This is a genomic window from Thalassolituus pacificus, assembly GCF_025318105.1.
In the GTDB taxonomy this organism is placed as follows: Bacteria; Pseudomonadota; Gammaproteobacteria; order Pseudomonadales; family Oceanobacteraceae; genus Venatoribacter; species Venatoribacter pacificus.
On sequence record NZ_JAOANI010000028.1, the window covers coordinates 416092 to 442092 of the forward strand.

Annotated in this window: 24 protein-coding genes and 1 riboswitch; of the genes, 10 read left to right on the forward strand and 14 right to left on the reverse strand. The window is 52.6% G+C overall.

Features of this window, described 5'->3' with window-relative positions; genetic code table 11:
* Positions 1 to 13: 13 nt before the first annotated feature.
* Positions 14 to 1153 (reverse strand): endonuclease/exonuclease/phosphatase family protein, encoded by a 1140-nt coding sequence (locus NYR02_RS16625; protein ID WP_260977475.1) that lies wholly within the window; start codon positions 1151 to 1153, stop codon positions 14 to 16.
* A gap of 182 nt (positions 1154 to 1335) precedes the next feature.
* On the opposite strand from NYR02_RS16625, the gene NYR02_RS16630 reads away from it, so the two are divergent.
* Positions 1336 to 1923 carry an outer membrane beta-barrel protein gene (locus tag NYR02_RS16630; RefSeq protein ID WP_260977476.1) on the forward strand — a complete coding sequence of 196 codons (588 nt, stop codon included), beginning with the start codon at positions 1336 to 1338 and terminating at the stop codon, positions 1921 to 1923.
* Positions 1924 to 1974: 51 nt separating this feature from the next.
* The gene (locus NYR02_RS16635; protein ID WP_260977477.1) at positions 1975 to 3519 is read left to right on the forward strand and encodes a DNA recombination protein RmuC; all 1545 of its coding nucleotides are present in this window, start codon (positions 1975 to 1977) and stop codon (positions 3517 to 3519) included.
* 65 nt (positions 3520 to 3584) lie between these two features.
* Here NYR02_RS16635 and NYR02_RS16640 read toward each other — a convergent pair whose 3' ends face one another.
* Entirely contained in the window at positions 3585 to 4769 is a 1185-nt protein-coding gene (locus NYR02_RS16640; RefSeq protein ID WP_260977478.1) for a hypothetical protein, read from the reverse strand.
* Positions 4770 to 5080: 311 nt separating this feature from the next.
* On the opposite strand from NYR02_RS16640, the gene cmoA reads away from it, so the two are divergent.
* The 5 genes from cmoA (at position 5081) to yghU (ending at position 10558) form a co-directional block, all read left to right on the forward strand.
* Positions 5081 to 5833 (forward strand): carboxy-S-adenosyl-L-methionine synthase CmoA, encoded by a 753-nt coding sequence (cmoA, locus tag NYR02_RS16645; RefSeq protein ID WP_260977479.1) that lies wholly within the window; start codon positions 5081 to 5083, stop codon positions 5831 to 5833.
* A complete protein-coding gene (gene cmoB, locus NYR02_RS16650; protein ID WP_260977480.1) occupies positions 5833 to 6834 on the forward strand; it encodes a tRNA 5-methoxyuridine(34)/uridine 5-oxyacetic acid(34) synthase CmoB in 1002 nt (333 codons plus the stop codon). Before cmoA ends, cmoB begins: the two co-directional genes overlap by 1 nt.
* Before the next feature lie 204 nt (positions 6835 to 7038).
* On the forward strand, positions 7039 to 8049 hold the full coding sequence (locus NYR02_RS16655) for a hypothetical protein (RefSeq protein ID WP_260977481.1): 1011 nt from the start codon (positions 7039 to 7041) through the stop codon (positions 8047 to 8049).
* Between the two features lie 459 nt (positions 8050 to 8508).
* Positions 8509 to 9585 carry a 3-deoxy-7-phosphoheptulonate synthase gene (locus NYR02_RS16660; protein WP_260977482.1) on the forward strand — a complete coding sequence of 359 codons (1077 nt, stop codon included), beginning with the start codon at positions 8509 to 8511 and terminating at the stop codon, positions 9583 to 9585.
* A 112-nt stretch (positions 9586 to 9697) separates the two neighbouring features.
* Complete coding sequence (yghU, locus tag NYR02_RS16665) at positions 9698 to 10558, forward strand: glutathione-dependent disulfide-bond oxidoreductase (protein ID WP_260977483.1); 861 nt, start codon at positions 9698 to 9700, stop codon at positions 10556 to 10558.
* 74 nt (positions 10559 to 10632) lie between these two features.
* On the opposite strand, the gene NYR02_RS16670 is transcribed toward yghU, so the two are convergent.
* Entirely contained in the window at positions 10633 to 11115 is a 483-nt protein-coding gene (locus tag NYR02_RS16670) for a CreA family protein (RefSeq protein ID WP_260977484.1), read from the reverse strand.
* A gap of 103 nt (positions 11116 to 11218) precedes the next feature.
* A complete protein-coding gene (locus tag NYR02_RS16675) occupies positions 11219 to 11749 on the reverse strand; it encodes a hypothetical protein (protein ID WP_260977485.1) in 531 nt (176 codons plus the stop codon).
* Positions 11750 to 12174: 425 nt separating this feature from the next.
* Between NYR02_RS16675 and NYR02_RS16680 the strand changes: the two genes are divergently transcribed.
* The 3 genes from NYR02_RS16680 to NYR02_RS16690 all read left to right on the forward strand — a co-directional run bounded on the left by NYR02_RS16680 (position 12175) and on the right by NYR02_RS16690 (position 17651).
* Positions 12175 to 14007: a DUF3592 domain-containing protein gene (locus NYR02_RS16680; protein WP_260977486.1), complete on the forward strand. Its 1833-nt coding sequence runs from the start codon at positions 12175 to 12177 to the stop codon at positions 14005 to 14007.
* 75 nt (positions 14008 to 14082) lie between these two features.
* Positions 14083 to 15978: a transporter substrate-binding domain-containing protein gene (locus NYR02_RS16685; RefSeq protein ID WP_260977487.1), complete on the forward strand. Its 1896-nt coding sequence runs from the start codon at positions 14083 to 14085 to the stop codon at positions 15976 to 15978.
* Between the two features lie 218 nt (positions 15979 to 16196).
* A complete protein-coding gene (locus NYR02_RS16690; RefSeq protein WP_260977488.1) occupies positions 16197 to 17651 on the forward strand; it encodes a DEAD/DEAH box helicase in 1455 nt (484 codons plus the stop codon).
* A 116-nt stretch (positions 17652 to 17767) separates the two neighbouring features.
* Here NYR02_RS16690 and NYR02_RS16695 read toward each other — a convergent pair whose 3' ends face one another.
* From NYR02_RS16695 to NYR02_RS16740, 10 genes are all read right to left on the reverse strand, one after another.
* Complete coding sequence (locus tag NYR02_RS16695; protein ID WP_260977489.1) at positions 17768 to 18214, reverse strand: hypothetical protein; 447 nt, start codon at positions 18212 to 18214, stop codon at positions 17768 to 17770.
* Positions 18215 to 18761: 547 nt separating this feature from the next.
* Positions 18762 to 19088 carry a hypothetical protein gene (locus NYR02_RS16700; RefSeq protein WP_260977490.1) on the reverse strand — a complete coding sequence of 109 codons (327 nt, stop codon included), beginning with the start codon at positions 19086 to 19088 and terminating at the stop codon, positions 18762 to 18764.
* Positions 19089 to 19492: 404 nt separating this feature from the next.
* Positions 19493 to 20092 carry a pentapeptide repeat-containing protein gene (locus NYR02_RS16705; protein ID WP_260977491.1) on the reverse strand — a complete coding sequence of 200 codons (600 nt, stop codon included), beginning with the start codon at positions 20090 to 20092 and terminating at the stop codon, positions 19493 to 19495.
* A gap of 162 nt (positions 20093 to 20254) precedes the next feature.
* A complete protein-coding gene (locus NYR02_RS16710) occupies positions 20255 to 20587 on the reverse strand; it encodes a hypothetical protein (RefSeq protein WP_260977492.1) in 333 nt (110 codons plus the stop codon).
* The gene (locus tag NYR02_RS16715) at positions 20587 to 21387 is read right to left on the reverse strand and encodes a TatD family hydrolase (RefSeq protein ID WP_260977493.1); all 801 of its coding nucleotides are present in this window, start codon (positions 21385 to 21387) and stop codon (positions 20587 to 20589) included. The genes NYR02_RS16710 and NYR02_RS16715 overlap by 1 nt, the downstream gene beginning before the upstream one ends.
* Before the next feature lie 205 nt (positions 21388 to 21592).
* Entirely contained in the window at positions 21593 to 22351 is a 759-nt protein-coding gene (locus tag NYR02_RS16720) for a hypothetical protein (RefSeq protein ID WP_260977494.1), read from the reverse strand.
* Between the two features lie 351 nt (positions 22352 to 22702).
* Entirely contained in the window at positions 22703 to 23278 is a 576-nt protein-coding gene (locus NYR02_RS16725) for a lysophospholipid acyltransferase family protein (protein WP_260977495.1), read from the reverse strand.
* A gap of 274 nt (positions 23279 to 23552) precedes the next feature.
* A complete protein-coding gene (locus NYR02_RS16730) occupies positions 23553 to 23951 on the reverse strand; it encodes a VOC family protein (RefSeq protein ID WP_260977496.1) in 399 nt (132 codons plus the stop codon).
* 126 nt (positions 23952 to 24077) lie between these two features.
* Positions 24078 to 24548: a 6,7-dimethyl-8-ribityllumazine synthase gene (locus NYR02_RS16735; RefSeq protein WP_260977497.1), complete on the reverse strand. Its 471-nt coding sequence runs from the start codon at positions 24546 to 24548 to the stop codon at positions 24078 to 24080.
* A gap of 88 nt (positions 24549 to 24636) precedes the next feature.
* Positions 24637 to 24795, reverse strand: a riboswitch (FMN riboswitch).
* Positions 24796 to 24955: 160 nt separating this feature from the next.
* The gene (locus tag NYR02_RS16740; protein WP_260977498.1) at positions 24956 to 25981 is read right to left on the reverse strand and encodes a succinylglutamate desuccinylase/aspartoacylase family protein; all 1026 of its coding nucleotides are present in this window, start codon (positions 25979 to 25981) and stop codon (positions 24956 to 24958) included.
* Between the last annotated feature and the right edge of the window lie 20 nt (positions 25982 to 26001).

Here is a 26001-nt window from a genome sequence, read left to right on the forward strand (position 1 = left end):
TTACGATGATCATTTATGGCTGGCAGAAATCAATTTCGGTCAGGCTGCCGTAATGATCGCTGTGGGTGTAGTAAGCGAGGTAACGCTGACCATCCTGTCCACGCCATTCCGGTGCCCAGACACTGGTGTTTACGCGATTGACACCACAGCCGGTGGTTGGGGCGTCAATGTTCCAGTTGGCGGCGTCCAACACCAGTGTGTAGTCGAACCAGGCGTAGTCATCGGTGGCCAGGCCATTCGGGCCGGTGTCTTCACAGCAGGCGTCTTTCGGCCAGTAAGAATATTGCAGGCCATCGCGTACTTCGGTGCTTTGATTCCGGATTAATGCCATCTGATCCCACAGGCTGCTTTGGGTGACGTTTTGCACAGCCGCCGGGTTTTGCAGGTCGGTGTTAAAATCGCCACCGAGAATCACAGCGGCTGGTGGAAATTGTGCCGCGTTGGCATCGATTTTTTCTTTCATCCAGCTGATGGCTTCGTTCATCTGGCCACGGCGGGCGTTATCATCGCTGCTGTTGCCGCCAAAATGCTGGGCGCTGCCGTAAACCAGGTGGGTGTTAAATACATAAATATACTGGCCATTTTTTTCGACAATGGCCCCAATCACGCCTTTGCCTTTTACGCCATCAATACCGCTGGTGGCGTTGTATTTGTGGTAGCCCAGTTTTTTTGCATAACCGTGGCGTGAGAAAATCATCAGTCCCGGGCAGTCGGCTTCGATATCACTGCCGTTGCAATAGTTGCTGCCACCGCCGTAGGTGTCTTCAAAGCCGCGTGCGGCAAAATCATCCACCGGGCCGTCTTCGTACATATCGTCGTAGTCCCAGGCTTCCTGCAGCATAATAACGTCGGCACATTCAGTGACCTTGCCCAGTGACTGTTCCATTTCATCACCGAAGTCGTAAACAAAGCCCACATTATGGAAAATGTTGTAGGTGACGGCGGTAAAGTCGGCGCTGTTATCACAGGCCGGATTGGTTACCCAGGTGGTGGTGAAATTGGTATCAAAGTATTCCAGTTCGGATACCGCGTTGTACCACTGCACCGGGTGGGTGGAGTAGTTACTGTTCATGCTTGGAGTGGAAGAGCTGGCCTGAACCTGAGTGGTCAGCAGCGGGGTCAGCGCAAGCAGCGCTAAGGCAGCGACTTTCATGGAGTTATCCTTAATGGTGAGATTTTTATTGTCCGGTCGATTCTGCACGATGGAACCAGTTTGGCAATTCACTGGCACGCAATGCCGCAGTAATCAGGCATAATCAACACAGATTGGCCCGCAAGGTGGCAAATGGCGACAGGGCATTTGGCCTCATGAGCACAGCAATAACAGGACTGAACATGATGTATTCCGATGACAACACGATGAACGGCCGGTACAGCGCAGGTCTGCTGTTTCTGCTTCTGAGCCTGCTGTTCGTGCCAAGGGCGGCACAGGCCTGGCAACCGCAGGGTTATGCCGCACTGGCACTGGGGCTGAGTACCCAGAGTATTCCGGAAGAGCGTACCGATGATGGTGAGTCTGATACCCTGCTGACCGATCTGGTGTATGCCAGAGGTGGCATTGAATGGATTCCGGGCGTCAGCACCGGTCTGGGTTTATGGCTGTGGGGCGATAAAAACATTAACGAGAATGCAGAAGCCGCCCAGTTCGACGGTATCAGTGCTGGCTGGGATGTTACTCTGCGTTTACCACTGGCCAATGGCGTCGGCCCCTGGGTGCGTTATGGCCGCCATTGCTGGAGTACGGCGGTGAACGGTGTATTGGAACCCTGGTCAGACGATGGCTGTTCTTCCATGCGCAGTGCAGGCTTTAATTTTCCTCTGCCCAATCAGCACGACCTGGTGCTGTTCGCCGAATATTCCACCACTGAATTCAACGATATTGACGCTGACAGTATTATTGCCGGCGTACGCGCACATTTCTGAGTTTTCAGCGGCTTATGAGTTTATGCCGCTTTTTTGTCTGACGAGGGTTTTATGTTTGAATTGTCTGTAATGCAGCTGGCTTTGTCGGCGCTGGCCATTAGTTCAGCGGCGCTGGCTGCGGGCTGGTTTTATCAACGTGCTCAGGCACACAAAGAACAACAGCAGCGCCAGCAGGAGTTTGACCAACAGCAACAGCAATGGCTGCAGGCAGAACAACAGTGGCAGCAGAAAGAGCAGCAATATCAACAGCAAAACACCGAACTGAACCAGAGTTTAAATGTGCAGCAACAGAAGCTGGAGCAGGTTCAACAAGAACTGCAACAGCAAAGTGTTGCCCAGGCGCGTTGGCAGGAGCGCAGTGAGAATCTGCAGCAACAGGCCCAGCAGCTGGAACAGCAGCGTCAGGAGCAAAACCTGCAGCAACAGCAATTGCAACAGCAGTTAAATCAGCTGCAACAGCAATTGGCGACTGAGCAGGAAGCGCGGACACAGCAACAGCGCAGCGCGGAAGAAAAGTTAGTTTTGCTGGAACAGAATAAAGAACAGTTGCTGAAAGAGTTTGAACATCTGTCGAATAAAATTTTCGAGCAAAAGCAGCAACAGTTCGGTGAGCAGAGTCAGAAGGGTCTGAATTCATTATTAATGCCGTTTAAAGACCAGCTGGAAGGGCTGCGTAAAAAAGTCGACGACGTGTATGTGAATGACGTTAAAGACCGCACCGAGCTGAAAACCCAGATCGAAAACCTGCATAAACTGAACCAGCAGATTACCGCCGAAGCGCATGCATTAACCACGGCACTGCGTGGCGAGAAAAAAATGCAGGGCAACTGGGGAGAAATGGTACTGGAAACCGTACTCGACCGTTCCGGCCTGCGTAAGGGCGAGGAATACCAGCGCGAGCAGAGTCATCAGAATGATGACGGTAAAACCTATCGTCCGGATGTGATTATTAATTTACCGGAAAATAAACACATCATTGTCGACTCCAAAGTCTCGCTCAATGCCTATACCGATTATGTTAACGCTGAAACTGACATCGAACGTGATGCCGCCGCGCGACGTCATGTGGAGGCTATCCGTAACCATATCCGCAGTCTGAGCGACAAAGCGTATCAGCAATTAACGGGTCTTAACTCGCCGGATTTTGTCTTCTTGTTTATGCCGATTGAACCGGCCTTTATGCTGGCATTCCAGCAGGACGAAGCCTTGTTTAACGAAGCCTTTGAGCGCCGCATCGTGGTGGTAACACCCACGACGCTGCTGGCCACATTACGAACCGTTGCCAGTATCTGGGCCATTGAGCGGCGCAGTAAAAGTACCGAGAAACTGGCCGATCAGGCGGCTAAGGTGTATGACAAGCTGGTGATCGTGGTGGAGAAATTCGAAAAGGTCGGTAATCAATTGGAGACCGTGCAAAAAACCTACAGCGATGCCTGGAATTCAATGAAAAGCGGGCGCGGTAATTTGCTCAGCCAGAGTGAGAAGTTTTTACAGCTGGGCGTACGGGCGAAGAAAGAATTGTCGCGTGATTTATCGGAAGAAGCACTGGAGCAGGATGGTCAGTTACTGCTGGATGACGTATCTGAGTCTGATTGAATTTTTTACAGTCCGGAACAGGCAAAAAAAAGCACCGCAAAGCGGTGCTTTTTTATGTTTCACTATCAGAAAGCTACGGTAACGTTTACCCGGCCGCTGACAGTTGCGCCGCTGGTATCTACCAGGCTCAATACGTCGTACAGCTCGGTGGTGTCGCTGTCTTGCAGGCGAACAAACAGGTTGCTGTAAGTAATGAACATAGCATTATCCGCAGTGCCGCTGTTACTGCCATTGAACGATACCGGAGTTGTGCTGAAGTTTGGCTGCAGAGTCAGAGTCAGGCCGTCGGTAGACAGAGTAACAGTCACTTCGCTGCCCTGGCTGTTGCTGTCCAGCACCGCTGTGGTAGCGTTAGTCAGTGCTGCGCTGGCCAGTGATTCATTAACGATGCTGACCGGACGGCTCAGTTTCAGAATGAGTGAACCATTGCTGTTAATGGCGTTGTCGTCTTCGTTAGATGCTTGAGCAACGTACAGACCGTCGTTGGTGCCCGGTACGATATCGGCCATTGCTACGCGCTGGTGGATGATGTCGGTACCGATGTTCACGTTAACGGCAGCAGGTTGACCCAGTTCAATGCCTTTGTAGCTCATTGGCAGAATCTGTACCTGATAACGGCCACCCAGAACCAGAGCGTCACCGGAGAATACAGCGTTACCTTCAGCATCGGTTGTGGCAGTGATTGCACCCTGGAAGCCATTGTTCGGAGCAATCACATTAATGCTGTCGGCCGTCAGAGTGTTACCACCAGTGTTTGGTTGCAGCTGAACGGTTGCACCTTCAATCATTTCACCGTTGTAGGTAACGGTAACGGTCATATCTGCAGCGCTGACACCCAGTGGATACAGGTAAAAGTTACCCATGCGCCATGCGTTCTTATCCTGCAGACTGTTTGTATCAGCCATGAAGTCAACAGAAGCAACAACAGGCTGATAACCTGTTGCCGTGGCTTCCATGCGGAAGGTGACATTGTTCTCAGTCGAGGTCGGAATATCGCTGATGAAGTAATCGCCACCGTATTCTTTGTTCAATTTAGCGGTGCGGTATTTATCACCCTGAACCAGCATAACTTTGAGTGAATCGTTGCTGATGCGTGCGCCGGTAACAGCGTCAAATACTGTACCCTGCATGTGGGTGGTGATGTTGTGATAATTCTGCGGAACAGAAGCATCTTGATTTTCGTCGCCGCCACAGGCGATCAGTCCGGATGCCAGTAAGCTCAGGCCGGCGGTTTTCAGCATTGCATTCATGCGGATTCTCCATAGTGTTGTAAGAACGACAGAGAACCGGATGTCTGCCACTAAGTTTCTGGCAGTCTGATCTCCGACTTTCCCTGTCGAGTCCTTGAGGACTGCGGCACCATAAAGAGCAGAATCAGCGTCGTCAAAACAGGTTTTGCTGATTTTTATAAGTTTTTAACAGGTCTATCAGTAAATAGTATTAAGCGGCTGGGTATTATTGGACGTACGACTTTTGGCTGGCGTGAATGGCGTCCGGTGCTGGTCGCTCTGCTGTCCATCCGTTAGAATGCGCCCCCTGCACAAAATCTGGTCAGTTTTCCATGTCCGACTTCGATCAACAGCCCGATACTATTTTTAATACCCCGCAGCAGAAGGTTGCCAGTTTTACCTTCGACAGTGCTGTGGCGCGTGTCTTCCCGGATATGATCAAACGTTCGGTACCGGGCTACGCCGAAACCGTGGCGATGTCGGGCATTATTGCCGGCCGCTATGCGCAGCCGGGTTCCAACCTGTACGATCTGGGGTGTTCGCTGGGGGCGGTAACGCTGGCCATGCGTCATGGAATACAGGCGGCGGGTGAACGTGCTGCAGGCTGCCGTATTATTGGTCTGGATAATTCAGCATCAATGATTGAGCGCGCCGAGCACTATATTGCTCTGGATGAAGGTAACGTCGCGGTAGAAATGGTTTGTGCCGATATTCTGCAATATCCGCTGGACAATGCCTCGGTCACGGCGCTGAATTTTGTGCTGCAGTTTATTGCCCCTGAGCAGCGTCTGACCTTACTGAGCAGAATTGCCGCAGCGACGCTGCCAGGCGGAGCGCTGATTCTGTCGGAGAAAATCTGCTTCAGCACAGAAGAGCAGTTGCTGCAGGACGAACTGCACCTCGACTTTAAACGCGCCAATGGGTATTCCGATCTGGAAATTGCCCAGAAACGCAGCGCCATCGAAAACGTACTGATTCCGGAAAGCGAACAGGCGCATATTGAACGCCTTAAAGCGGCCGGTTTCCGTCAGGTGATACGCTGGTATCAGTGTTTTAATTTTGTTTCTTTTTTAGCGGTTAAGTAATGACAGAGCGTGAGGATATTCTGCACTGGTTTGATGATGTGCTGGCCTTTATGCAGGAAGGCAAACTGGCGCCCTGGGCGAAGGTTTTACCGCGCCAGCTGGAGCTGGTGCTGCAGGAAAAAGAACACGGCGATCAGCAGCGCTGGCTGGATGCGCTGCAGCAGTTACCCGCCATTGCGCAGATTAATGCCGACTTAAACCGCCATGATATTGCACTGAATAGCGACCTTATTACGGCTGCTCAGCAGGAACAATTACAGCAAGGCCTGGAAGGGTTAATGCCCTGGCGCAAAGGGCCGTTTCAGTTTTTTGGTACACTCATTGATACCGAATGGCGTTCCGACTGGAAGTGGGATCGGGTGGCTCCGCACCTCGCGCCATTGGATGGCCGCGTGGTGCTGGATGTTGGCTGTGGTTCCGGTTACCACATCTGGCGCATGCTGGGTGCCGGTGCTTACCGCGTGATTGGTATCGATCCGTCACGTTTATTCCTGATGCAGTTTCAGGCGTATAAACGCTATCTTCAGGCTACGGGGCACAGTGCCCGCGCCGATTTATTACCGCTGAAAATGGAAGACGTGCCGGGCAATTTAAAAGCCTTTGATACGGTGTTCTCCATGGGCGTGCTGTATCACCGCAAATCACCGATTGATCACCTGCAGGAATTAAAAGATGCCCTGCGCCCCGGTGGTGAGCTTGTGCTGGAAACCCTGGTGATTGATGGCGCGCTGGGTGAGGTATTAATGCCGGAAGACCGCTACGCCATGATGCGTAACGTGTGGTTTATTCCCAGCACGGAAACACTACTGCTCTGGTGTCGCCGTGTGGGCTTTAAAAATGCCCGGGTGGTGGATCTGAACCAGACCTCGCTGGATGAGCAGCGCACCACCGACTGGATGCACTTTAACTCGCTGGCCGATTTCCTCGATCCGCAAGACCGCAATAAAACCGCCGAAGGTTATCCGGCGCCATTGCGCGCGGTCATTATTGCTGAAGCCTGATCTTTACTGATTCAGAAATTAATAGTGTAATCAGCACAGCTTGTAAAAATCCCGGCAATGACCGGGATTTTTACATTTTGTACCGTCTTTCTGATGCCGGGCAGGGAATGCAGCGGTCATACAGAGACGAGCGCTTATTCTGCCCCATTTTGTCCGTGCAGTTCCTCAACTGCCGGCGTCACACCGATAAAAGGATTATTTATCATGTTATTGCTATTAAAAGACCTGTTCTGGCGCGACCAATACAGCGGCGAAAAGACCGGCGTTCTTGACGGACGCATTGATCGTGACCGCTATATGCTGGCGTTCTTTATTCTGTTCGCAATACAGGGCGCGTTACATGCCGGTAGTGCTTATGTCTTCCCGGATTCAGGTTATGCGTTTAGCGGTCCTCATTCCGACTACGTTGAGCTGATGTGGGTCTTTTTCTCCATCAATATTCTGGTTGATCCGCTGTGGCTGGTGCTGAGTGTCATTCTGGCCTGCCGTATGTTTGGTCGCTGGCTGATGGTTCCGGTTGGCTTGCTGAATTACGGCTTGCTGTCGCTGGTGCCTTATATGTCGAATATCAATATGAACAACTCGCCATCTGAAGTGATGATGTTCACCATGATGGGCATCAGTGCCGGCTGGCTGTTATTTCATATTTATGTGCTGTTCCGTCCGGCGCTGAGCGTCAGCCAGCCACGGCATCCGTTGCTGCGTATGAATCCGCGTTATGCGGCTGAAGAGCAGCTCAACAGTATTCAGTTTTTCTGGCGCTGTACTGTGCTGGGTGTGGTTGCTGCACTGTTGCTGATTGCCGGAGTCGTGGCACTGTTTGGTTACAGCAATGGTTATGGTTATTCGTCTTCACGTCAGGAGAAACTGCTGGTCTGGTTTGCTCTGGTACTGATTGTGACCGTGATCGTGGCGTTCTGGTTTCTGGTTCAGCGCCTGCGCAATATGGGCTGGAATCCACTGAAGACGGTATTGCTGGCCATACTGCTGCCCGGTTTATTCTTTGGTTTGCAGCTGTTTTTCTACTTCAACGATTACTACGAAAACCCGGTGTTGCTGGCTGTTTTCTTCCTGTTGCTGCCCTGGGTGCGACTGGCGCTGGCGGTTTTCAATGTGACTGTGATTGCCATGCCAGCGCCAGAAAGTGCCAGCCCGATTGGTGCTGATCTGGACGCCAGGGGTGACGCTGAAGAGCCGCAGCCGGTGGCCGGTTAATGACTCTGTTTCATAAAATTATCATGGATGAAACGCGCTGCGGGGTTGAAATGTCGGCCTTTCGGCGTAGTATTAAGCGCTATGAATACTGATTCCCGCGTACTGAACATGCTCTCTGCCCATGCTGCTTCTGCAGCAGGCAGCGCTGTATCTGCTGTTCAGAACGTTAAATATTGGTGGTTTGGTTATGGCTATTTTAGCCAGGAGCCGGGCCGCGCTTAATCTGCATCATGCAGTTAAGGCAGTCCGGTGAGAACCGACTGCCACCGGAAAACCCCGATTGGCAGTCCGCCTTTCGGGGTTTTTTGTTATTGGCTTTGCAGAATTTAAGGAATATGTCATGAAAGCTCAGTCCGCTGTTTGTTTGTTGCATCAGTACCGCCGATTTAGCGGCGGCCGCTATTGGCCGCACTTCTGATTCGCAGGAAATACGCTGACAAATACATTGAGGACTGCACCATGAACACACAAACAACAACCCAACATCCGGCAGAAGCACAGACAACGGCTCAGCAGACAAGCAGCAATGACCCGGCGGTACGGCCGTTGCGCACACCGCGCCAGCTCAAGGCTGATCTGCCGCTTAACGAAGCGCTGGCGTTACAGATTGATCAGCAGCGTCAGCAGATCCGCGATCTGCTCAATGGCAACGATGACCGTCTGCTGATCGTCACCGGTCCCTGTTCCATTCACGATGAAGCAGCGGTGCTGGATTACGGCCGCCGGCTGGCGGCTCTGAATGAACAGCTGAGCGACCGCCTGCTGATTGTATTGCGCGCCTACGTGGAAAAACCCCGTACCAGCATCGGCTGGAAAGGGCTGGCCTATGATCCGGAGCGTAACGGCAAAGGCGATATGGCGCTGGGGTTGGAACGCTCGCGCGGCATTATGCTGCAACTGGCAGAGCTGGGTTTACCGCTGGCCACCGAAGCACTGAATCCGCTGGTAATGCGCTACCTCGACGATCTGGTGAGCTGGACCGCCATCGGCGCACGCACCGCCGAATCGCAGACTCACCGTGAAATGGTCAGCCATCTGCCAATGCCGGTGGGCATTAAAAACAGCACCGATGGTTCGGCCGCTAATGCGGTGAATGCGATGATCTCTGCGCGTCACAGCCACCATACGCTGGGCGTGGATGTGGACGGTCAGATGGCGATGCTCGACACACCGGGAAACCCGGACACGCATCTGGTACTGCGCGGTGGCCGTGGCATTACCAATTACGATGCGCAATCGGTGGCGGATGCCTTGGCGGAGCTGGAAAAAGGCAACTGCCACGCCAAAGTGCTGGTGGATTGCAGCCACGATAATGCCTGTAAGCAGCACGAACGCCAGGTGGCGATTGCGCAGGAAGTGGTGGCTCAGCGGGCTGCCGGTAATCGCGGTATTTTGGGTTTAATGCTGGAAAGTTTCATTCAGGCCGGACGCCAGAATGACGATGGCACATTGCAGTACGGGCAATCGATTACCGACGCTTGTATTGGTTGGGAGGAAACGGAAACTCTGCTGCGCGCTTTGCACGCGCAACTGTGAGGCTGCAACTCAGTGTGCCGTCATTCGCTATAAAGTGACCCTTACCTGCCGTGGCGTTGCTGGGCGGAAAGGGTACACTTGAGGCTATCTGTTCATCCGCAAGGGGAGCCTCATGACTGAAACAACTTACATCCCGCCCAAAGTCTGGCAGTGGCAGGCGGGTAACGGCGGTAAATTCGCCAATATTAACCGTCCTGTTGCCGGGCCGACCCATGAAAAAGAACTGCCTGTTGGCCAGCATCCGCTGCAGCTGTATTCACTGGCCACGCCGAATGGTGTGAAAGTCAGCATCCTGCTGGAAGAGCTTCTGGCCGCCGGAATCAGCGGTGCAGAGTACGATGCCTGGCTGATTAATATCATGGAAGGCGATCAGTTTGGTTCCGGCTTTGTCGCCGTAAACCCTAATTCAAAAATCCCGGCGCTGATGGATCACAGTGTTAATCCGCCGCAGCGTTTGTTTGAATCGGGCTCCATCCTGATGTACCTGGCAGAAAAATTTAATGCCTTTATTCCATCGACTGCCGCCGGACGTGCCGAGTGTTTCAACTGGTTGTTCTGGCAGATGGGTAGCGCGCCGATTTTAGGCGGTGGCTTTGGTCATTTTTATGCCTACGCGCCAGAAAAATATCAGTATCCGATCGACCGTTACACCATGGAAATCAAGCGCCAGCTTGACGTGCTGAATCGCCATCTGGCCGATAACGAATTTATGTGCGGTGCAGAATACAGCATTGCCGATATGGCTATCTGGCCCTGGTATGGCTTGCTGGTTCAAGGTGGTTTATACGATGCCGCCGAGTTTATTGAAGCGCACACCTATACCCATGTTCTGCGCTGGGCCAATACCGTGTCTGCCCGTCCGGCTGTCGAACGTGGCCGTAAGGTCAACCGCACCTGGGGAGAGCCGCACGAGCAGTTGCATGAACGGCATGATGCCAGTGATTTTGAGCTTAAAACCGCAGATAAGCGATAAAGCAGACGCTGTTTTAAATAAAAAGGCCTGTCTGTAGCAGGCCTTTTTATTGCCGGTTTTTTATCAGCGATGCCTTACTTTTTGGCCGGCTGAGGCACATGATTGTACGCCTGCGTTCCCCACAGTGGCACGGTCGATAAACTGTGCTTAAAGCTGCCGGAGGTTTCTTTGGTGGCGTACGATAAATACATCAGCGTCTGACTTTCGGCGTCGTAAATACGGCGGATTTTCATGTTTTTAAAGAAAATGCTTTTTGATTTTTTAAACACCACATCACCGGATGGGCTTTTATCAATCTGCGCAATCATGGCGGCAGTAATTTCACCGGTCTGACGACAGGAAATGGAACTGTCACTGGGATCAGAGAAGCTCAGATTCGCTTCAATAGAAGCAACGTGGCAGGTAACGCCGGTTACTATCGGATCGGTCATAACGTTCAGTTTAATGTCCTTCAGGGTAAATATCCCCAGTGAAACATCACCCACTTCGTTATTGCCGCAGGCGCTGAGCAGGGTGGCCAGCGCCGCGATGAGCAGGGTATGAGTGCGTTGCTTCATGGTGTTCATCCGTAACGTGAAAGTGCGCAGTGTAGCATCCGCCCCCACCGTTTTGTTGTATCGCGGGTGCCGTATCGCAGACGCTGCATCACAGAGTTGCCTGCTATTGCGTCAGCGTTTTGCGCAGGCCGATATAACGCACCGTCAGTGCCAGTGCTCCGGCCAGATACAGTGCGGCCAGTGTCCATTTTAGGGTGGCGCTGATCCCGGCAATCATCACCCACGGATCGCTTGGCGTGCTCAGCATATTAAACCAGGGTTCGTGAATGGTATTTTCAACCACATCCAGCAATGACATCAGAATGGCGGGCCACAGCAACAGATTCCAGCGCGCGGACAATGCATTCAGATTAAACAGCCAGCTGGTCAGTGATAATGCCAGCAGACCGTACCACAGAGGGTGTGCATGATCGTAGGCAAAGTGCTGTTGCAGCGCGTTTAACTGTGCATCGCTGATGGTGTGCAGCAGCGCATTAAACGCATCCGCCTGATAGCAGAACTGAAAACGGAACAGTAAGGCTTCGGCACCGCCCTGTTGCAGGGTATGGGCGATCATACTTTGCGAAACGATGTAGATCACCGCCATGGCAATAACAATTAACGGATGAGCGAGCCAGCGGCGTACAGCATTCATGTGAACGATTCCCTGTTGATCAGCGGTTACTCAGCCTGCCACAGTTACTGTTTTTGTAAAACCTCTGTTTGCAGTGTGACCTTGGTCGCACTGACAGGCATAAAATAATCATTGGCATTGCAGCATCTGGCCGGGTGTTTCATCATACTGCCCGTTATTTATTCAGGGCCTGTTAAACCATATTTAGCAGGCCTGTTATCGGCTGAAAACTTTTCAGGCAAGTGCTGAGAGTGTGGCATAACGGATTAAGCAAACGAACGGCACCGCAGGGTAAGGGATTTTTAGCCGGCTGAGGCCAGTTTTCCATTAGCACGGTTGTTCGTTACCCATCTCGCCGCTGACATCACTTTTCTGTTCTTGTTCTGAGAAAAACTGATTCTCAGCAGGCCGGATTCAATTGGTGTTAACTGACCCAGGGACTTTGTATGACAGCTTCATCATCTAACGCCAGCACCACACGCGGGCAAACCAGCGATTCGTCAAAATCCGGCAAAAGCTGGGGCGTTGTAATCTTCGGTTTTATTTTCTTTGCTGTTGGCTTTGCGGTCGCTGCCTTTACGGCGGGCAATAACCTGATGCGATACTTTGAAAGTGAGAGCTGGGTTGCCGTACCGGCAACCATCAACAATCTGGAGCTGAACACTCACTACGGTGATGACAGTGTAACCTGGAGCGTTGAGGCCCTTTATCAATACGATTTCAACGGCCGCACTTATCAGAATGACCGTGTCGCCCTTGGCGGTGGCTCGGATAATATTGGTGATTTCTGGCCGTCTCTCTATGCGCGTCTGGACGCTGAACAAGAGAATGGTCAGGTGTATGCCTATGTGAATCCGGAGGATCCGCAGCGTGCTTATCTGGATCGCAGTTTGCGGCCGGAAATGTTGTTATTTGGCGGTATTTTCGGTGCCATCTTTATGCTGGTGGGCGGCGGCATTATGTACATGGGTTTGCGCACTAAAAACACCGCAGAAAATATAAACAGCGCCCGCAATGGGATCGCCAGCGATCAGCGTGGTAGCTATAAGATTTTATTGGCCTTCGGCATTATCTTTTTACTGGTTTCTTTACCGGCCATGTTACCGGTAATGGCCGCCCTGCAAGACGGCGAATGGGCCGGGTTGCTGGTACTGCTGTTCCCTCTGATCGGTAGTGGGGCCATATTTTTTGCGCTGCGTATGCGTAAACGCTACCTGCAGATTGGCCAGACGCTTTTTTATCCGGATCCTTTACCCGGCCAGGCCGGCGGACAGGTGGGCGGCTATTTTCACCTGGCCAGCGGTGAATGGGTGAAGCCCCCGCAGGTGCGTTTAACCTGTGTGCATATCTACAGCACCGGCAGTGGTAAAGAGAGCAAGACCCATCACGATGTGATCTGGCAGAACAAAGGCCGTGCATACTGTGAGCCGAATAACGGCGGTTTTGATGTGCATACGGTATTTGATGTACCCGCCGATTTGCCGGGCACCGGTTCCCAATCGGGTTATCGGGGCCGTATTCAATGGAATCTGCACTGCGAAGGTATTGTCAGCGTGGCGGCTTCAACGGCGCGAAATCCGCGGGTCGATAACAGCCGGGCAATGCGCGGCGATAACCGTCAGGATGTTGAGTTTGAGCGCAGCTGGAGTATTCCGGTCGCAAAAGGCCTGCAGGCATCGTCCTTTCAGATGCCGGCTGCCGATCAGGAAGCCTGGCATCAGCAGCAACGCGAAGACGCCCGTGAAAGTGCCGCCGAGCAGATCGGCATGGCAACCCAGGGAGAAACCCTGCACCTCGACAGCAAGAGCGGCCGTAGCAACGGTATGGCGCTGGGCATGGTGCTGTTTGGTGCGCTGTTCGATGGCGTGGGTATTTTTCTGCTGTATTTGGCATCTCAGGGTGAAGCCATGTTATGGCTGATGGGCTCGGTATTTTTGTTGGCCGGATTGTTGGTCACCTGGTTTGGTCTGTTCTGGCTTGGCCGCAGCCTGGAGGCCGATGTCACTCCGGGTGAGGTGCGTATGGTGCGGCGGCTGTTTGGACTGTCTTTGTACCAGCGCAGTGGCCGCATTACTTCGGTCAGCCAGTTGCATCTGGATGTTGGCTTAACCTCTACCGATCATCGTGGTATTCAGACGGAATATTTTACTTTGTGGGCTGAGGCCGACGGTAAAAAAATCAAGCTGGCCGAAGGCATTGAAGGACGGGAAGTGGCCGAAGCCCTGAAAGAGCAGGTGATGGCTGTTCTTACCCGTCAGTTGGATGCCGAACTGATATAAGCGGCAGTGATGTGTTATTGGTTTATGCTGAATAATACATAAGCAGACACCCGGAGCACGGGCAGGGAGGCGCAGATGCACTGGTTGGACAAAACGCACCATCAGTATCCGCGTTCGGCAGCGGTTCTGCAGTTTCATCTGAGTGTGGCCGTTGTGCTGGTAACACTCATAACCGCTGCCGTTGCCCTGGGTCTGCATTACTATTTCAGTCGCGCGCTGGTGCTGGATTCCGTCACCGCGCGTTACCAGCAAACCGCTGCCACCGCACGTGACTACCTCAGTAATCTTGACAGCAATGCCCTGCAAACCACCCGTGTATTGGCCCAATACCCACAGTTAGTTGAAGGACAATGGGTTAACCGCGCTACGCCAGCGTTATTTGCTGAAGTTATGCGTAATAACCCGGTGCTCTATGCCATTTATATTGGTTTCAGCAATGGTAATTTGTACGAACTGGTTAACCTGAACAGCAGTGACGCTGTTCGGCGTCAGCTAAAAGCGGCACCGGCAGACCGTTGGGCCGCCATCATCGTGACAGGCAGTGGAGAGCAACGCCGCCGCCGGTTTGAATTTTACGATGAACAGTTACAACCAACCTTTGTCCGTGAAGAACCCAGCGATTACAACGCCAGCCAGCGCCTTTGGTATACCAGCGCACAACATGGCAGCGTGAATAAAACCCCACCGTATTTATTCCAGCATTTACAGGCACCCGGACAAAGCTACAGCACCCAGCTGGATGGCGGCCAGGCTGTGCTGGCCGTCGATGTTGCTTTTTCTACCTTAAATGCGCATTTACGCAGCCAGCCGTTGAGCGTGGATGGTGAGATTTTTCTCTATCAGCAAAGCGGCGAAATCATTGCCAGTAATGCTGAAGCGCAGAATGAAGAGCGCTTACCGCAGACAGAACTTTTTGCCCTCAGCGATGAACAGGCACGCTATATAAACAGCCTTGGCCGTTTGCGTATATCTAACGAAACCGACTGGCCGCCAATCGACTTTGCGCTATCCGCCGAACCGCGCGGTTACAGCATTGATTTATTACGCGTTATCGCACAAATGACCGGCCTGAACATCGAATTTGTCAATGGTTACGCCTGGCCGGAACTAATGGAATTATTTCGCAGCGGAGAGTTGGAAATACTGCAACCGGTATTAAGCCGCCAGCAATTATCCGGCGCACTGACCCAGCCTTTTTTACAGTTACCCTATGCTGTTGTGCAGCGCCAGAACGATGTGGAAATCAACAGTTTGCAGCAACTGACAGGCAAAGTGCTGGCCATTCCCAGCGGCTGGACGGTCGCCAATATAATCCGCAGCAATTATCCGCAGATCAAACTGCTGGAGGTAAGCAACGCCCGTAGTGCACTGGAAGCGGTCAGCCAGGGTAAGGCCGATGCAACACTGGACATGGCCCTGACGCTGCAACTCACCGCTGACCAATATTTTATCGGCGGCCTGCGTTTTAACCGTCAGGTGCAGGGGCTGGAATTACTGCCACAAGGGCTGAAACTGTTAACACAGGAAAAACTGCAACCGCTGGCCGATATTCTGGATCAGGTTCTGGCCAGTATCCGCCCTGAAACCTGGCAATTTTTATATGATAAATGGCTGGCAGAAGAAACCGGAGTCACGGTGCCTGCGGTGGTGCCCTATCCGCAGTTAATCAGCATGGCGCAGCACAGTGCAACGCAAAACCGGCTGGAGCAAACCACCATAAACGGGCAGCCGTACTATATTTTTGCTTCGACCTTTGACCGCCGAAAAAGTCCGCGCGAGCATTTCGCCTTTGTTATTTCTGAACAACGGCTGTTTGCCAACAGCAGCCGCGAAGTGTGGCTATCGGTGCTGATTATTGCCGCACTGTGGCTGTTGCTGATGCCAGTGATTTTACTGGTGTTTGTGTTGCGGCCCTTGCGCGCCTTCAGCCGCAACGTAGCCGAGGAATTCGGCACTCAGGAGCCAGGCTGATTTCAGCAACCGATCCCCACGGTTATTACGCTGCGCTACATTTGCACACGGGGCTTTTCTGGACTCACCCTGCTAATTCCAGTACAGTCCGCCCCCTCTCAAAGGCCGGGTGGACATCTGTTGACCTGCCTTGTCGGGCTACAGCCCGGATGGACGCGACTGCTGACACCGCGCCATTTCTCCTTGCAATGTCAGCTCTCAGAGCAGATCACGCACTCATGACCCAATTTTCCGAACTCGGCCTGGCCGAATCCATCCTGAAAGCCGTTGCTGATCAGGGTTACACTACGCCATCTCCGGTACAGGCCCAGGCCATTCCCGCCGTATTGGCTGGCCGCGATGTTATGGCCGCCGCTCAGACCGGCACCGGTAAAACCGCCGGTTTTACCCTGCCTATGCTGCAAAAGCTGCAGCAGGGCGAACGCGCAGGCGCTAACCGTTGCCGTGCACTGGTGTTAACACCAACCCGCGAACTGGCCGCCCAGGTGGCTGAAAACGTCGCCGATTACAGCAAATATCTGAACATCCGCTCGGCGGTTGTATTTGGTGGCGTCAGTATTAATCCGCAAATGATTGCACTGCGTCGTGGCGTCGATGTGCTGGTGGCCTGTCCGGGTCGTTTACTCGACCTGTATCAGCAAAAAGCCATTCGTTTTGACGAAGTCGAATTTCTGGTACTGGACGAAGCCGACCGCATGCTCGACATGGGCTTTATTCACGACATCAAAAAAATCCTCGCACTGCTGCCGAAAAATCGTCAGACCCTGATGTTTTCTGCCACCTTCTCCAGCGAGATCCGCACCCTGGCCAAAGGCCTGGTGAACGATCCGGTAGAAATTGACGTCAGCCCGCGTAACAGCACCGCCCACACCGTTGAGCAGTGGCTGATTCCGGTCGATAAAAAACGCAAACCGGAAGTGCTCAGCCACCTGCTGAAACAACACGGCTGGAAACAGGTACTGGTATTTACCCGCACCAAACACGGTGCTAACCGCTTAACCACGCATCTACAGGATCGTGGGATTACCGCCGCCGCGATTCACGGCAATAAAAGCCAGGGCGCCCGTACCCGTGCGCTGGCCGAATTCAAAAGCGGCGATATTGCCGTGCTGGTGGCCACCGACATCGCGGCCCGTGGTCTGGATATCGAACAATTACCACACGTAATCAACTTCGAACTGCCCAACGTTGCCGCCGACTACGTACACCGTATTGGCCGTACCGGACGTGCCGGTGCCAGTGGTGAAGCCATTGCCCTGGTTTGCGCGGAAGAACTGGAAGACCTCGAAGGCATTGAAGGCTTAATCGGCAAAAGCATCGAGCGCCGCGTGCAGGAAGGTTTTGAACCCAATACCCCATTGCCGGTATCGCGCCCTAAATCGCCGCGTAAACCGAAAAAAGCCAAGCAACCTAAAGGCTTTAAAGACACCTTCGACCGCGAGCCACGCGCACCGCGTCCGGCCGGTAGTGGTCGTTCAAATGGAAACGGCGGCAATGCTGGCCGTTCCGGTTCTGGCTCTGGTCGTGCAGGTTCTGCTGCTGGTCAGAAACAAGGTGAGCAAAAGCAGGGTGAACAGCGCCGTTCATCCGGCAGCAGCGGTAATAACAATGGCGGTAACAGCCGCCCGGCAGGCAGCGCACCGCGCCGCTCACGCCGCCCGGCACAGGGATAACACCCGCGCCAATAGCGGCGCTGTTAACGCCGCCGCTTAAAACAAAAACGGGCCTCATCTGAGGCCCGTTTTTTTATGCTGATAATAAAGTAAAGAACCTTATTACCTATTCCTGCTTAACGATCAGTGCTATTAGCGTCTGTTTGCAAATTGCTTGCAGGCCTGAATGCTAACTCCGGATTGATCAGATAGGCAAAAATAAATCCGATACCGGCGGAGCCAAAAAACGACAGAATAGGAATGGCGCTGCTGTCTCCGTTTACGAACAGGTAATAGCCGAACCCGGAAATTCCGGTAAAGATTCCGAATGTAATCATGAAGAAAATCATATTGATATACCTGCCGATTTTTTGGTTGGTCGCAGGTGCTGGCAGCGGAATAATCTTACTGAAAAGAGCCAGTATAGCTGGAGCGAACAGACCGAAGAATACCCCAGGAAGAACTGGCGTATTCTCTGTGTGAAGGATAATGTTGCTGCTGAATATCGTGATTCCCTGAATCAGGCCTGCAACAGTCCCGGCAGCAAGACCAAGCCAGTCACTGGGTAAAAAACGGATCTTCATTGTTATACCTTTTATTTTAAGTGAGATAAGTCGTGAAGGGGTAGCTCTGTCTTTATTGCTATGAACCGGGGCTCGGAAGGTCGCGCATTAGGTGATCTGAATTCAGGTCTTTTACGGCAGAGGTTGCTGTAGTCGGGCAGTTAGTTCCTGATTGAGACGCAGAGTCTCAGTTACTCAGAGGCAGGCTCCGCAGAAAGGGTGCAATTTTCAGGATATTGCTGACATAACCACACTAAATATCTGATGAAGTAATACTTATAGATTCCATTGTCTGGCATGAAATCAATAATTGGCTGTGCAGTGTTTTCATATGTCCGGCTTATCCAGCGGTTATTTATCTCGAGTCTGAACCAGGCTGCGAGTAAGGGATAAGTGAGGAGCACGCTTATCGCTACGGCTAATATTCCTGCTGTTGCTTTCTGCTTTCCGGATATGGTCAAGGTTTATTGACTTTTCGTATGCTGTTCGCTGTAGAGCGTTTAAATACGTTCTCTGGTCTTTAATCTCTGATGATAAGAGTGTCCTGGAGGACCATGGTTGGTAACTTTTATACACCAGTGAGAGCAGCGAAAAATCCAATAATCAGAAGAGCGGATCCGGACAATAATAAGCGCCTGGCAATGATGGCCTTTTTGAAGTCAGACCTTCCACGCTTTTTGACTTCCAGGCTTTCAGAACTTTCATAGCCCTGATTCAGTACCCAGCTGAACATTCCCAGTGTTTTTCCAAGATCAATAAATGAAGATCCTGCCGGAGATCCCAGTTTCGTCCACTGCGCCTGATCCTGCTCTTTTAGTAACTGAGTAAGGCCCTCAAAATTAATTGAGAGTACTCCGGCAATAAGAAAAAAAGATCCGATTAAAATGAATAACATATCATTGTCCTCTGATTTCTTTCATGGTTGCTTACCCCGGCTTACTCCAGGCACGCTGCCGCCCATCCTTATGTACGCAGACAGGAATAGCGTGGCTTTATCGTTCGGGATTGTTAGCAGGGAGGGCGGTTGTTCTCGGTCGTTCTGACTGTGTTGTATTAACGATCTGGCGGCATCCCTGCTGTGCTCCGAGAGTACTGAAGTTCAGACTTTGATTCAATAATTGATAGAGATGGTTACAAGTGGCAATAGACGACAGGGGGCACTATGTCTGGCGCTTAGGTTAGTTCAGGTGCCACTCAACTGGACCAGGCATAGAATAGATTATAGAAACCACTCTGCGTATCGGTAATACCTGAGATGGGGGGGACGAACTGCACACCTTTACGCAAACCGCCAAGATATTAATCCACCAGGTTAATCCCCAGACTCTCCAGCAGGTTTAATGCCTCATAGCGGCTGAAGGTGGCCTTGCTCAGATTATTATCCAGAACATCGATATTAAAATTAACCGACTCACTCAGGTCTGCACCGCTTAAATTGGTGCGGCCAAACAGGCTGTGGGTAAAGTCGCAGTAGGTGAGGCGGGCGTTGTTCAGCTGGGTTTCGCGCAGATCAACATCGTGTGCTTTGCATTCTTCCATAACCACTTCATGCAGGTTCAGTCCGAGGAAGGAGGAGTCGTTCAGTATGCACTGGTAAAACTTCAGTTCAGGGTGAAACTGGTAGCTGGACCATTGGGCACGGGTCCAGTCGATGCCAACCATTTTGCACTCGCGGAAGGTTGTTTCGGCAAAACGGCTTTGCGGAATTTTAATCAGGCTCAGATTGCAGCGGCTAAAGCGGCAGTTAATAAACTTACAGCCTTTAAATACGCTGTGGGATAAATCGCAGTCGCTGAATTCGCATTCTTCAAACTCGGTATTGTTGATCTGGCTGTCGGTGATATCGAATTTAGTGAAGTGTTCTTCAAAATACTGGCTGGCGCTGGTCAGGCTGGTCACGGCATTCTCCGCTGTTATTTTTCAGAATGGTAAAGCAGAAATGGTCTTTCTGCACGGTTACGGTTGTGAATACGCTGTTGCAGACAATGCGACTTTTGTTTTGCTTTACGGGCTTGTGATTGCAGTAAAAATCGGAGCAAAGCGGGAATGTATGCCGGCAGGTTATTCAGACGGTTTATTAACATCGACCAATAGCCAGGCGGCGTAGGCGATCAGGATGGTAGGGAAATACAGTATGCGCGAATACCAGTAACCGGAGTCTTCACCGAAAAAGGTATAGGCGGGTACAACGGTGAGCATCGCGGTAACAAAGGCGATGTAGATAAAGCGTGGTGCATGCCAGCGCAGGCTGGTCATTGGGTATTTATCATAGCTGAACGCCCAGCGCGCCCACAGCCGTGAGCTGGCATAAACAAAGACCCCGAAGGCCAGCAACCAGAGCCAGTCGCTGGCGCTGAGTTCACTGAGCTGGCAATCGGGCAGGCAGCTGAGCATTAAAAGAATTCACGCAGGGAGTTCTGGTAAGTCTGGGTTAACACCTCTTCAACACTCAGGCCTTTTACGCCGGCAATTTTTTCGGCAATAAAAGGCAGGTATTGCGGAGCATTTTCCATACCGCGAAACGGAATCGGCGTGAGGAAAGGTGCGTCGGTTTCCAGTAATAAGTTGCTCAGCGGTGTGGCGGCGACCACTTCGCGTACATTGTCGGCTTTATTAAAGGTAACGATGCCGTTAATACCGAGACAAAAGCCCAGTTCAACGGCCAGCTCTGCCAGTTCCATACCGGAGGTAAAGCTGTGCACCACGCCTTTGCGTTTCATCTGCGGGGCGTATTCACGCAGGATGGCCATGGTGTCTTCGTCGGCTTCACGGGTATGAATAACAACGGGTAATCCGCATTCCACCGCCAGTTGCAGCTGGCGGGCAAATACCTGACGCTGCACAGTACGGTCACAGTGGTCGTAATAATAATCGAGACCAATTTCGCCCACCGCGACCACTTTTTCGTGGATGGCGTGGGTGCGGATATAACCTTCCGCGGCATCATTAAACAATGCGGCTTCATGTGGATGTACGCCCAGGGTGGCGTACAGGTCAGCGTGGGCTTCGGCCAGTGCCAGCGCTTTGGGCATATTGTCCGGCTCAACGCTGATGGTCATAAAGCGTTCGACACCAATGGCACGGGCGGCACTGAGAATATCGTCGGCACTGCCTTCTTTCAGGTAATCGAGGTGAAAGTGGGTTTCGATAATCGGCAGGCCATAGGTGGGGATATCACGACGTTTTTTACTCATAACAGCTCTTTAACTCATAACGGCAACAGGTACGGCAGCGGGTGTAATGCCTGCCGGAGTGCAAAAAACAGCCATTATAACGCGTGAAAAGAGGAATTTCTGTGTTTGTGGGAAAGCGCTGTCGGCAGAAGGCGGGGAGAGCGATGGTTGAGTCGTTATCAGAGAGCGCTCAGTCCGGACGGCCGGATGAGCGCTCTCAGGTTCTTTAATTAAACAAACGACGCAGTTGTTCGCCGACTTCGGATTTGGCGTTGTTCATTAATGGCGAACCATGGGCGGCGAGCAGATGTTCGAAATCGAGATTCATCAGGCGGTTAAAATCGCCTTCCAGGGTTTTGCCTTTTGGGGTTACCCGTTTCAGCCACGGCTTGCCGATATTCAGCCCTGGTTTAAAACCCATAACGCGCAATGCCAGACGGCTGAACAGGCTGGTGTAATTCCAGTTATCCAGGTATTGCAGCGAGTCGGTGGTGAGCAGGCATTTGTGCTTGGTTAACAGCAAAGCCGCTTCCGGGTATTGGGCGTTGTCGAAAATAAACAACTCGGCATGAGGGAAGGGCATGTCCAGGCCGGTCTTCAGATGCACATTCGCACGCGGCGCTTTGTAGGTGCTCTGGCCAGGCTGACACCAGAAACGCGCCTGATATTTGTCGACGTAGTACTGATCATCCAGGCCATGAAAATCGCCGAGGCGGAACACATGGGTCACACGGCCCAGCTTTTCCAGTTTGCGCTCTTCGGTTTCGTTGAGGCGTACCGGGTTGATCAGGGTTAACTCATGACGATTGCGGATAATCACCATATTGCGGTTCATGCTCATGCCCGGGCCGACGCGGATGCTGCCCTGCACCCAGAAAATATCCCAGAACAGTTGTTCGATTTTTCCATGAGGATAAGCCGGGGCGTAGGTCTGGTTCTGCTGTGCTGCTGTGGTTGGCAGTTCTGAATTCAGAGTGGCAGTCATAAGGTTCTTCCTGCTTACGTGTGTTCGTGAAAATGATCGGCACAGACAACGGCCGTAAGGAGATATTAACGGGAATTCACGGTAAAAAATTACACGACGTGACAATTTTTGTCACATTGAGTTGAAAGTGTGACGAATTTTGTCAGGTTGTTGGGCTCAGTAGGTCAGGATGAGGATCTGTGTTGGTTTTTGTCCTGTCAGGACACGACAGGGTGTAAAAACCATAACCCGGAGTTGGGATGAACAGCGCTGGTAAGGAAAGAGCGTGGATGGAATAACGGGTAGGGGAACGCCAACATGGCTGGCACCAAAACGCGCAGGCGGGCTGCGCTTTTGGCTGTGCCGGGCGGATTACTGACCGGTTTTTTTACCACTCATCGGCGCATAAATGGCCTGAATGGCTTGCATATCGGCGTCGATATCGCCTGTGGTGTGGAACACACCGGCAATGCCGCCGGCTTTATTCGGATAATCAAGGAAGCCCATCAAGACCGGCACGCCGGCGTTGTGAGCAATATGATAAAAGCCGGTTTTCCAATAGGTAACCTTGGCGCGGGTGCCTTCCGGCGGCACGATCAGGAACAGCTGCTCGTTGCTGTTAATAGCATCAACCGAAGCCTGCACCATGTTGTTGGCTTTGGAACGATCCACCGGAATGCCGCCCATCCACATCATCAGGCCACGAAAAGGCGGTTTGAAGATCTGCTCTTTCCCCATCCAATAAATTTTGGCGCGCAGCACAAAGGCAATCATCAGCATAAAGGGCAGATCCCAGTTGCTGGTATGCGGTGCTGCAATCATCACGCACTTTTTTAAATCGGGCGGAATGCTGCCCACGCTTTTCCAGCCGGCCAGCTTCAGAAAGGCGATGGAGCCCCAGCGCAGCAGGGTTTTCAGAATGGGGGTATCGAACATAGTGCGGTGCATAGAGGCCCTTTTCGGTTGTAAGAGTCTGGATGGCTGGCAGCGGAATCCGGTCGCCCGGAAAGACCCGCGCAGAGCTGTGCAGAGTGATTCAGAGGTGCCCTGATATGGGTGCCGTAGGTGATCCCGACCCGGAAAATGCGGCAATAATATAGCAATGAAAAACCGCTGCCAGTGCTTTACATCAAGCCGACAGAGCTTTACATACGCCCGGCAGAATCGTCACCGGGCGGCATTAAGAGGGGGGGGGGTAGCAGTCATCGACCGCCAGCGGGAGTCAGCTGCTCTGCATGTCCATATACATCAGCTCCCAGGTGTGGCCATCCGGATCTTCAAAGGACAGGCCATACATAGGTCCCTGATCCTGTCCCGGCCGGGCAATGCGTCCGCCGTTGTCTTCGGCCGCCTGACCGATGGTATCGACTTCGGTGCGGCTGCTGCAGCTCAGGCATAACAACACTTCGCTGCTGCTGTGGGCATCGCACAGGTTTTTGGAGGTGAACTGCGAATAGAATTCCGGCTTCAGCAGCATGGCGAAGATGTTGTCGGCGATAACCACGCAGACAGCCACTTCATTACTGAATTGCTCGTTAATGCTGAAACCCAGGGCGGTAAAAAAACGGCGCGAACGCTCAATGTCGCTGACGGCGAGATTCACAAAAATCTGACGGCTCATGACTGTGCTCTTGTTATGGATGAGAGCGCTATTGTTAGCAGATTTTTGCGGCAGAAAAAATCCACAACCGGAATCGTTTTTCTGGCTAGCGGCCGCTGCAGATGCAGAACGGCCGCGTGAGGCTGTTTAAGCCAGGGCTTTGGCGCTGGCCGTTAAACGCATGGCCTGATCGGCGGCGTTGGCCAGTTCTTGCCCTTTCAGCAGAAAATGGCGGGCATAGTAGTTTTTATGCTCGTCGTGCTCGTGGAAGTTGTGCGGAGTCAGTACGGCAGTCAGTACCGGTACTTCGGTTTCCAGCTGTACCTGCATCAGGCCGTTACACACCGCGGCGGCAACGAAGTCGTGGCGGTAAATACCGCCGTCAACCACCAGAGCGCTGGCGGCAATGGCGCTGTAGCGTCCGCTCTTGGCCAGCAGTTTGGCCTGCAGGGGAATTTCGTAGGCGCCGGGAGCGGCAATCACATCAATATTACTGATGTCGTAACCACGACTGGCGAGTTCGTCTTTAAAACCATCCAGACACTTGAGCACGATGTCGGTGTGCCAGGAAGCGTGAATAAAGGCGATGCGTTTTTGCTGAGGATTAAAAGTGTTCATTGGCTCTGATTCTTCGGTTAATGCTGATTAGAATCAGGGCGAACGGGCAGACAAAAGCACGGACAGAGGCGGGCCTCTGTGCTGTCTGACACGCTCTCTCTTATCCGGACTATACCGTCGGCTCCGGAGTTACACCGGATCTGCTGACCTTGCTGGCAGTTAAACCGCCGGCAAGCGCTCGCGGGCTTCAGGGTTAATAAACGCTGTTACCGCCGGTGGGGAATTTCACCCCGCCCCGAGAACGATGCGCTCTCAGCAGGCTGAGACCGCGGCGGCAATATAGGGAGTTTGGCGGGAAGAGTCAAAGGCAGCGGGTGCAACGCATTGTTGCGCCGGATGCCTGACTGCACCGGATACTTAGCTGCGCCGGTGCGGTTTTTACGGCACCAGAACAGGCAGGCCGGGCATCAGCTCAGGGCTTCGTCCGGCAGTAAGTCCTGCAGCTGTTCGATACCTTCGACCACATCATCGGGCTGATGGAAGTAGGCCACGTGGTACATGGCTTCACCTTCCTGCACCAGCGGGATATTGGTTTTGCCGATAATAATGCCTTCATAGCGTGAGCGGACTTCATCGAGCACGATGCCGTACGGGTCGCGGATGGTGGCGAGTAATTCCTGCTTCTGTACGCGGTCACCGAGTTCTTTATGGTGCTGCACAAAGCCACTGTCGGTAGCGCGTTCCCAGGCACTGGTGCGTGCCGTGACCGGCTCCAGCACATGGGATTTTTTCGCCCGGCTGCGCGGCAGCATGCCAAGGTGGCGCATGACATTAACGGTGCCGCGTTCACCGGCACGGATGCACAGCTCGTCGTAACGCAGGGCTTCGCCGGCTTCGTACAGCAGAATACGCACACCGTGGTCGGCGGCGGCTTCACGCAGCGAGCCATCGCGCAGGTTGGAATTCAGCAGTACCGGAACACCAAAGGCGCTGGCCATGGCGGCGGTTTCTTCATCGTCGAGGTTGGCGCGGATCTGCGGCAGGTTCGAGCGGTGAATAGCACCGGTATGAAAGTCGATGCCGTAATCGCATTTGCTGACGATTTCTTCGAGAAACATATTGGCCATACGCGCCGCCAGCGAGCCTTTTTTACTGCCAGGGAATGAGCGGTTTAAATCGCGGCGGTCGGGCAGGTAACGGCTGTGGTTGATCACGCCATACACGTTGACGATGGGCACGGCAATTAAAGTGCCGCGCAAACTGTTGAGTTTGCGTGAATTGATCAGGCGCTGAATAATTTCGATGCCGTTCAGCTCGTCACCATGAATGGCTGCGCTGATAAATAAGGTCGGGCCGGGGCGTTTGCCGCGTTTAACAAACACCGGCATGGAGACGGAGTTGTCTGTGTACAGGCGCCCAACGGGTAATTCGACTTTCTGGCTTTCGCCGGGAGCAATGCTGATCCCGGCAATTTCAATACTACGCTTTGGCATGCTTTCCCTAATAACCTTGA

Excerpts from the sequence above, each read along its gene's own strand:
- NYR02_RS16625 (WP_260977475.1), bottom strand. The coding sequence starts at position 1,153 with ATGAAAGTCGCTGCCTTAGCGCTGCTTGCGCTGACCCCGCTGCTGACC.
- NYR02_RS16630 (WP_260977476.1), top strand. The coding sequence starts at position 1,336 with ATGATGTATTCCGATGACAACACGATGAACGGCCGGTACAGCGCAGGT.
- NYR02_RS16635 (WP_260977477.1), top strand. The coding sequence starts at position 1,975 with ATGTTTGAATTGTCTGTAATGCAGCTGGCTTTGTCGGCGCTGGCCATT.
- NYR02_RS16640 (WP_260977478.1), bottom strand. The coding sequence starts at position 4,769 with ATGAATGCAATGCTGAAAACCGCCGGCCTGAGCTTACTGGCATCCGGA.
- cmoA (WP_260977479.1), top strand. The coding sequence starts at position 5,081 with ATGTCCGACTTCGATCAACAGCCCGATACTATTTTTAATACCCCGCAG.
- cmoB (WP_260977480.1), top strand. The coding sequence starts at position 5,833 with ATGACAGAGCGTGAGGATATTCTGCACTGGTTTGATGATGTGCTGGCC.
- NYR02_RS16655 (WP_260977481.1), top strand. The coding sequence starts at position 7,039 with ATGTTATTGCTATTAAAAGACCTGTTCTGGCGCGACCAATACAGCGGC.
- NYR02_RS16660 (WP_260977482.1), top strand. The coding sequence starts at position 8,509 with ATGAACACACAAACAACAACCCAACATCCGGCAGAAGCACAGACAACG.
- yghU (WP_260977483.1), top strand. The coding sequence starts at position 9,698 with ATGACTGAAACAACTTACATCCCGCCCAAAGTCTGGCAGTGGCAGGCG.
- NYR02_RS16670 (WP_260977484.1), bottom strand. The coding sequence starts at position 11,115 with ATGAAGCAACGCACTCATACCCTGCTCATCGCGGCGCTGGCCACCCTG.
- NYR02_RS16675 (WP_260977485.1), bottom strand. The coding sequence starts at position 11,749 with ATGAATGCTGTACGCCGCTGGCTCGCTCATCCGTTAATTGTTATTGCC.
- NYR02_RS16680 (WP_260977486.1), top strand. The coding sequence starts at position 12,175 with ATGACAGCTTCATCATCTAACGCCAGCACCACACGCGGGCAAACCAGC.
- NYR02_RS16685 (WP_260977487.1), top strand. The coding sequence starts at position 14,083 with ATGCACTGGTTGGACAAAACGCACCATCAGTATCCGCGTTCGGCAGCG.
- NYR02_RS16690 (WP_260977488.1), top strand. The coding sequence starts at position 16,197 with ATGACCCAATTTTCCGAACTCGGCCTGGCCGAATCCATCCTGAAAGCC.
- NYR02_RS16695 (WP_260977489.1), bottom strand. The coding sequence starts at position 18,214 with ATGAAGATCCGTTTTTTACCCAGTGACTGGCTTGGTCTTGCTGCCGGG.
- NYR02_RS16700 (WP_260977490.1), bottom strand. The coding sequence starts at position 19,088 with ATGTTATTCATTTTAATCGGATCTTTTTTTCTTATTGCCGGAGTACTC.
- NYR02_RS16710 (WP_260977492.1), bottom strand. The coding sequence starts at position 20,587 with ATGCTCAGCTGCCTGCCCGATTGCCAGCTCAGTGAACTCAGCGCCAGC.
- NYR02_RS16715 (WP_260977493.1), bottom strand. The coding sequence starts at position 21,387 with ATGAGTAAAAAACGTCGTGATATCCCCACCTATGGCCTGCCGATTATC.
- NYR02_RS16720 (WP_260977494.1), bottom strand. The coding sequence starts at position 22,351 with ATGACTGCCACTCTGAATTCAGAACTGCCAACCACAGCAGCACAGCAG.
- NYR02_RS16725 (WP_260977495.1), bottom strand. The coding sequence starts at position 23,278 with ATGCACCGCACTATGTTCGATACCCCCATTCTGAAAACCCTGCTGCGC.
- NYR02_RS16730 (WP_260977496.1), bottom strand. The coding sequence starts at position 23,951 with ATGAGCCGTCAGATTTTTGTGAATCTCGCCGTCAGCGACATTGAGCGT.
- NYR02_RS16735 (WP_260977497.1), bottom strand. The coding sequence starts at position 24,548 with ATGAACACTTTTAATCCTCAGCAAAAACGCATCGCCTTTATTCACGCT.
- NYR02_RS16740 (WP_260977498.1), bottom strand. The coding sequence starts at position 25,981 with ATGCCAAAGCGTAGTATTGAAATTGCCGGGATCAGCATTGCTCCCGGC.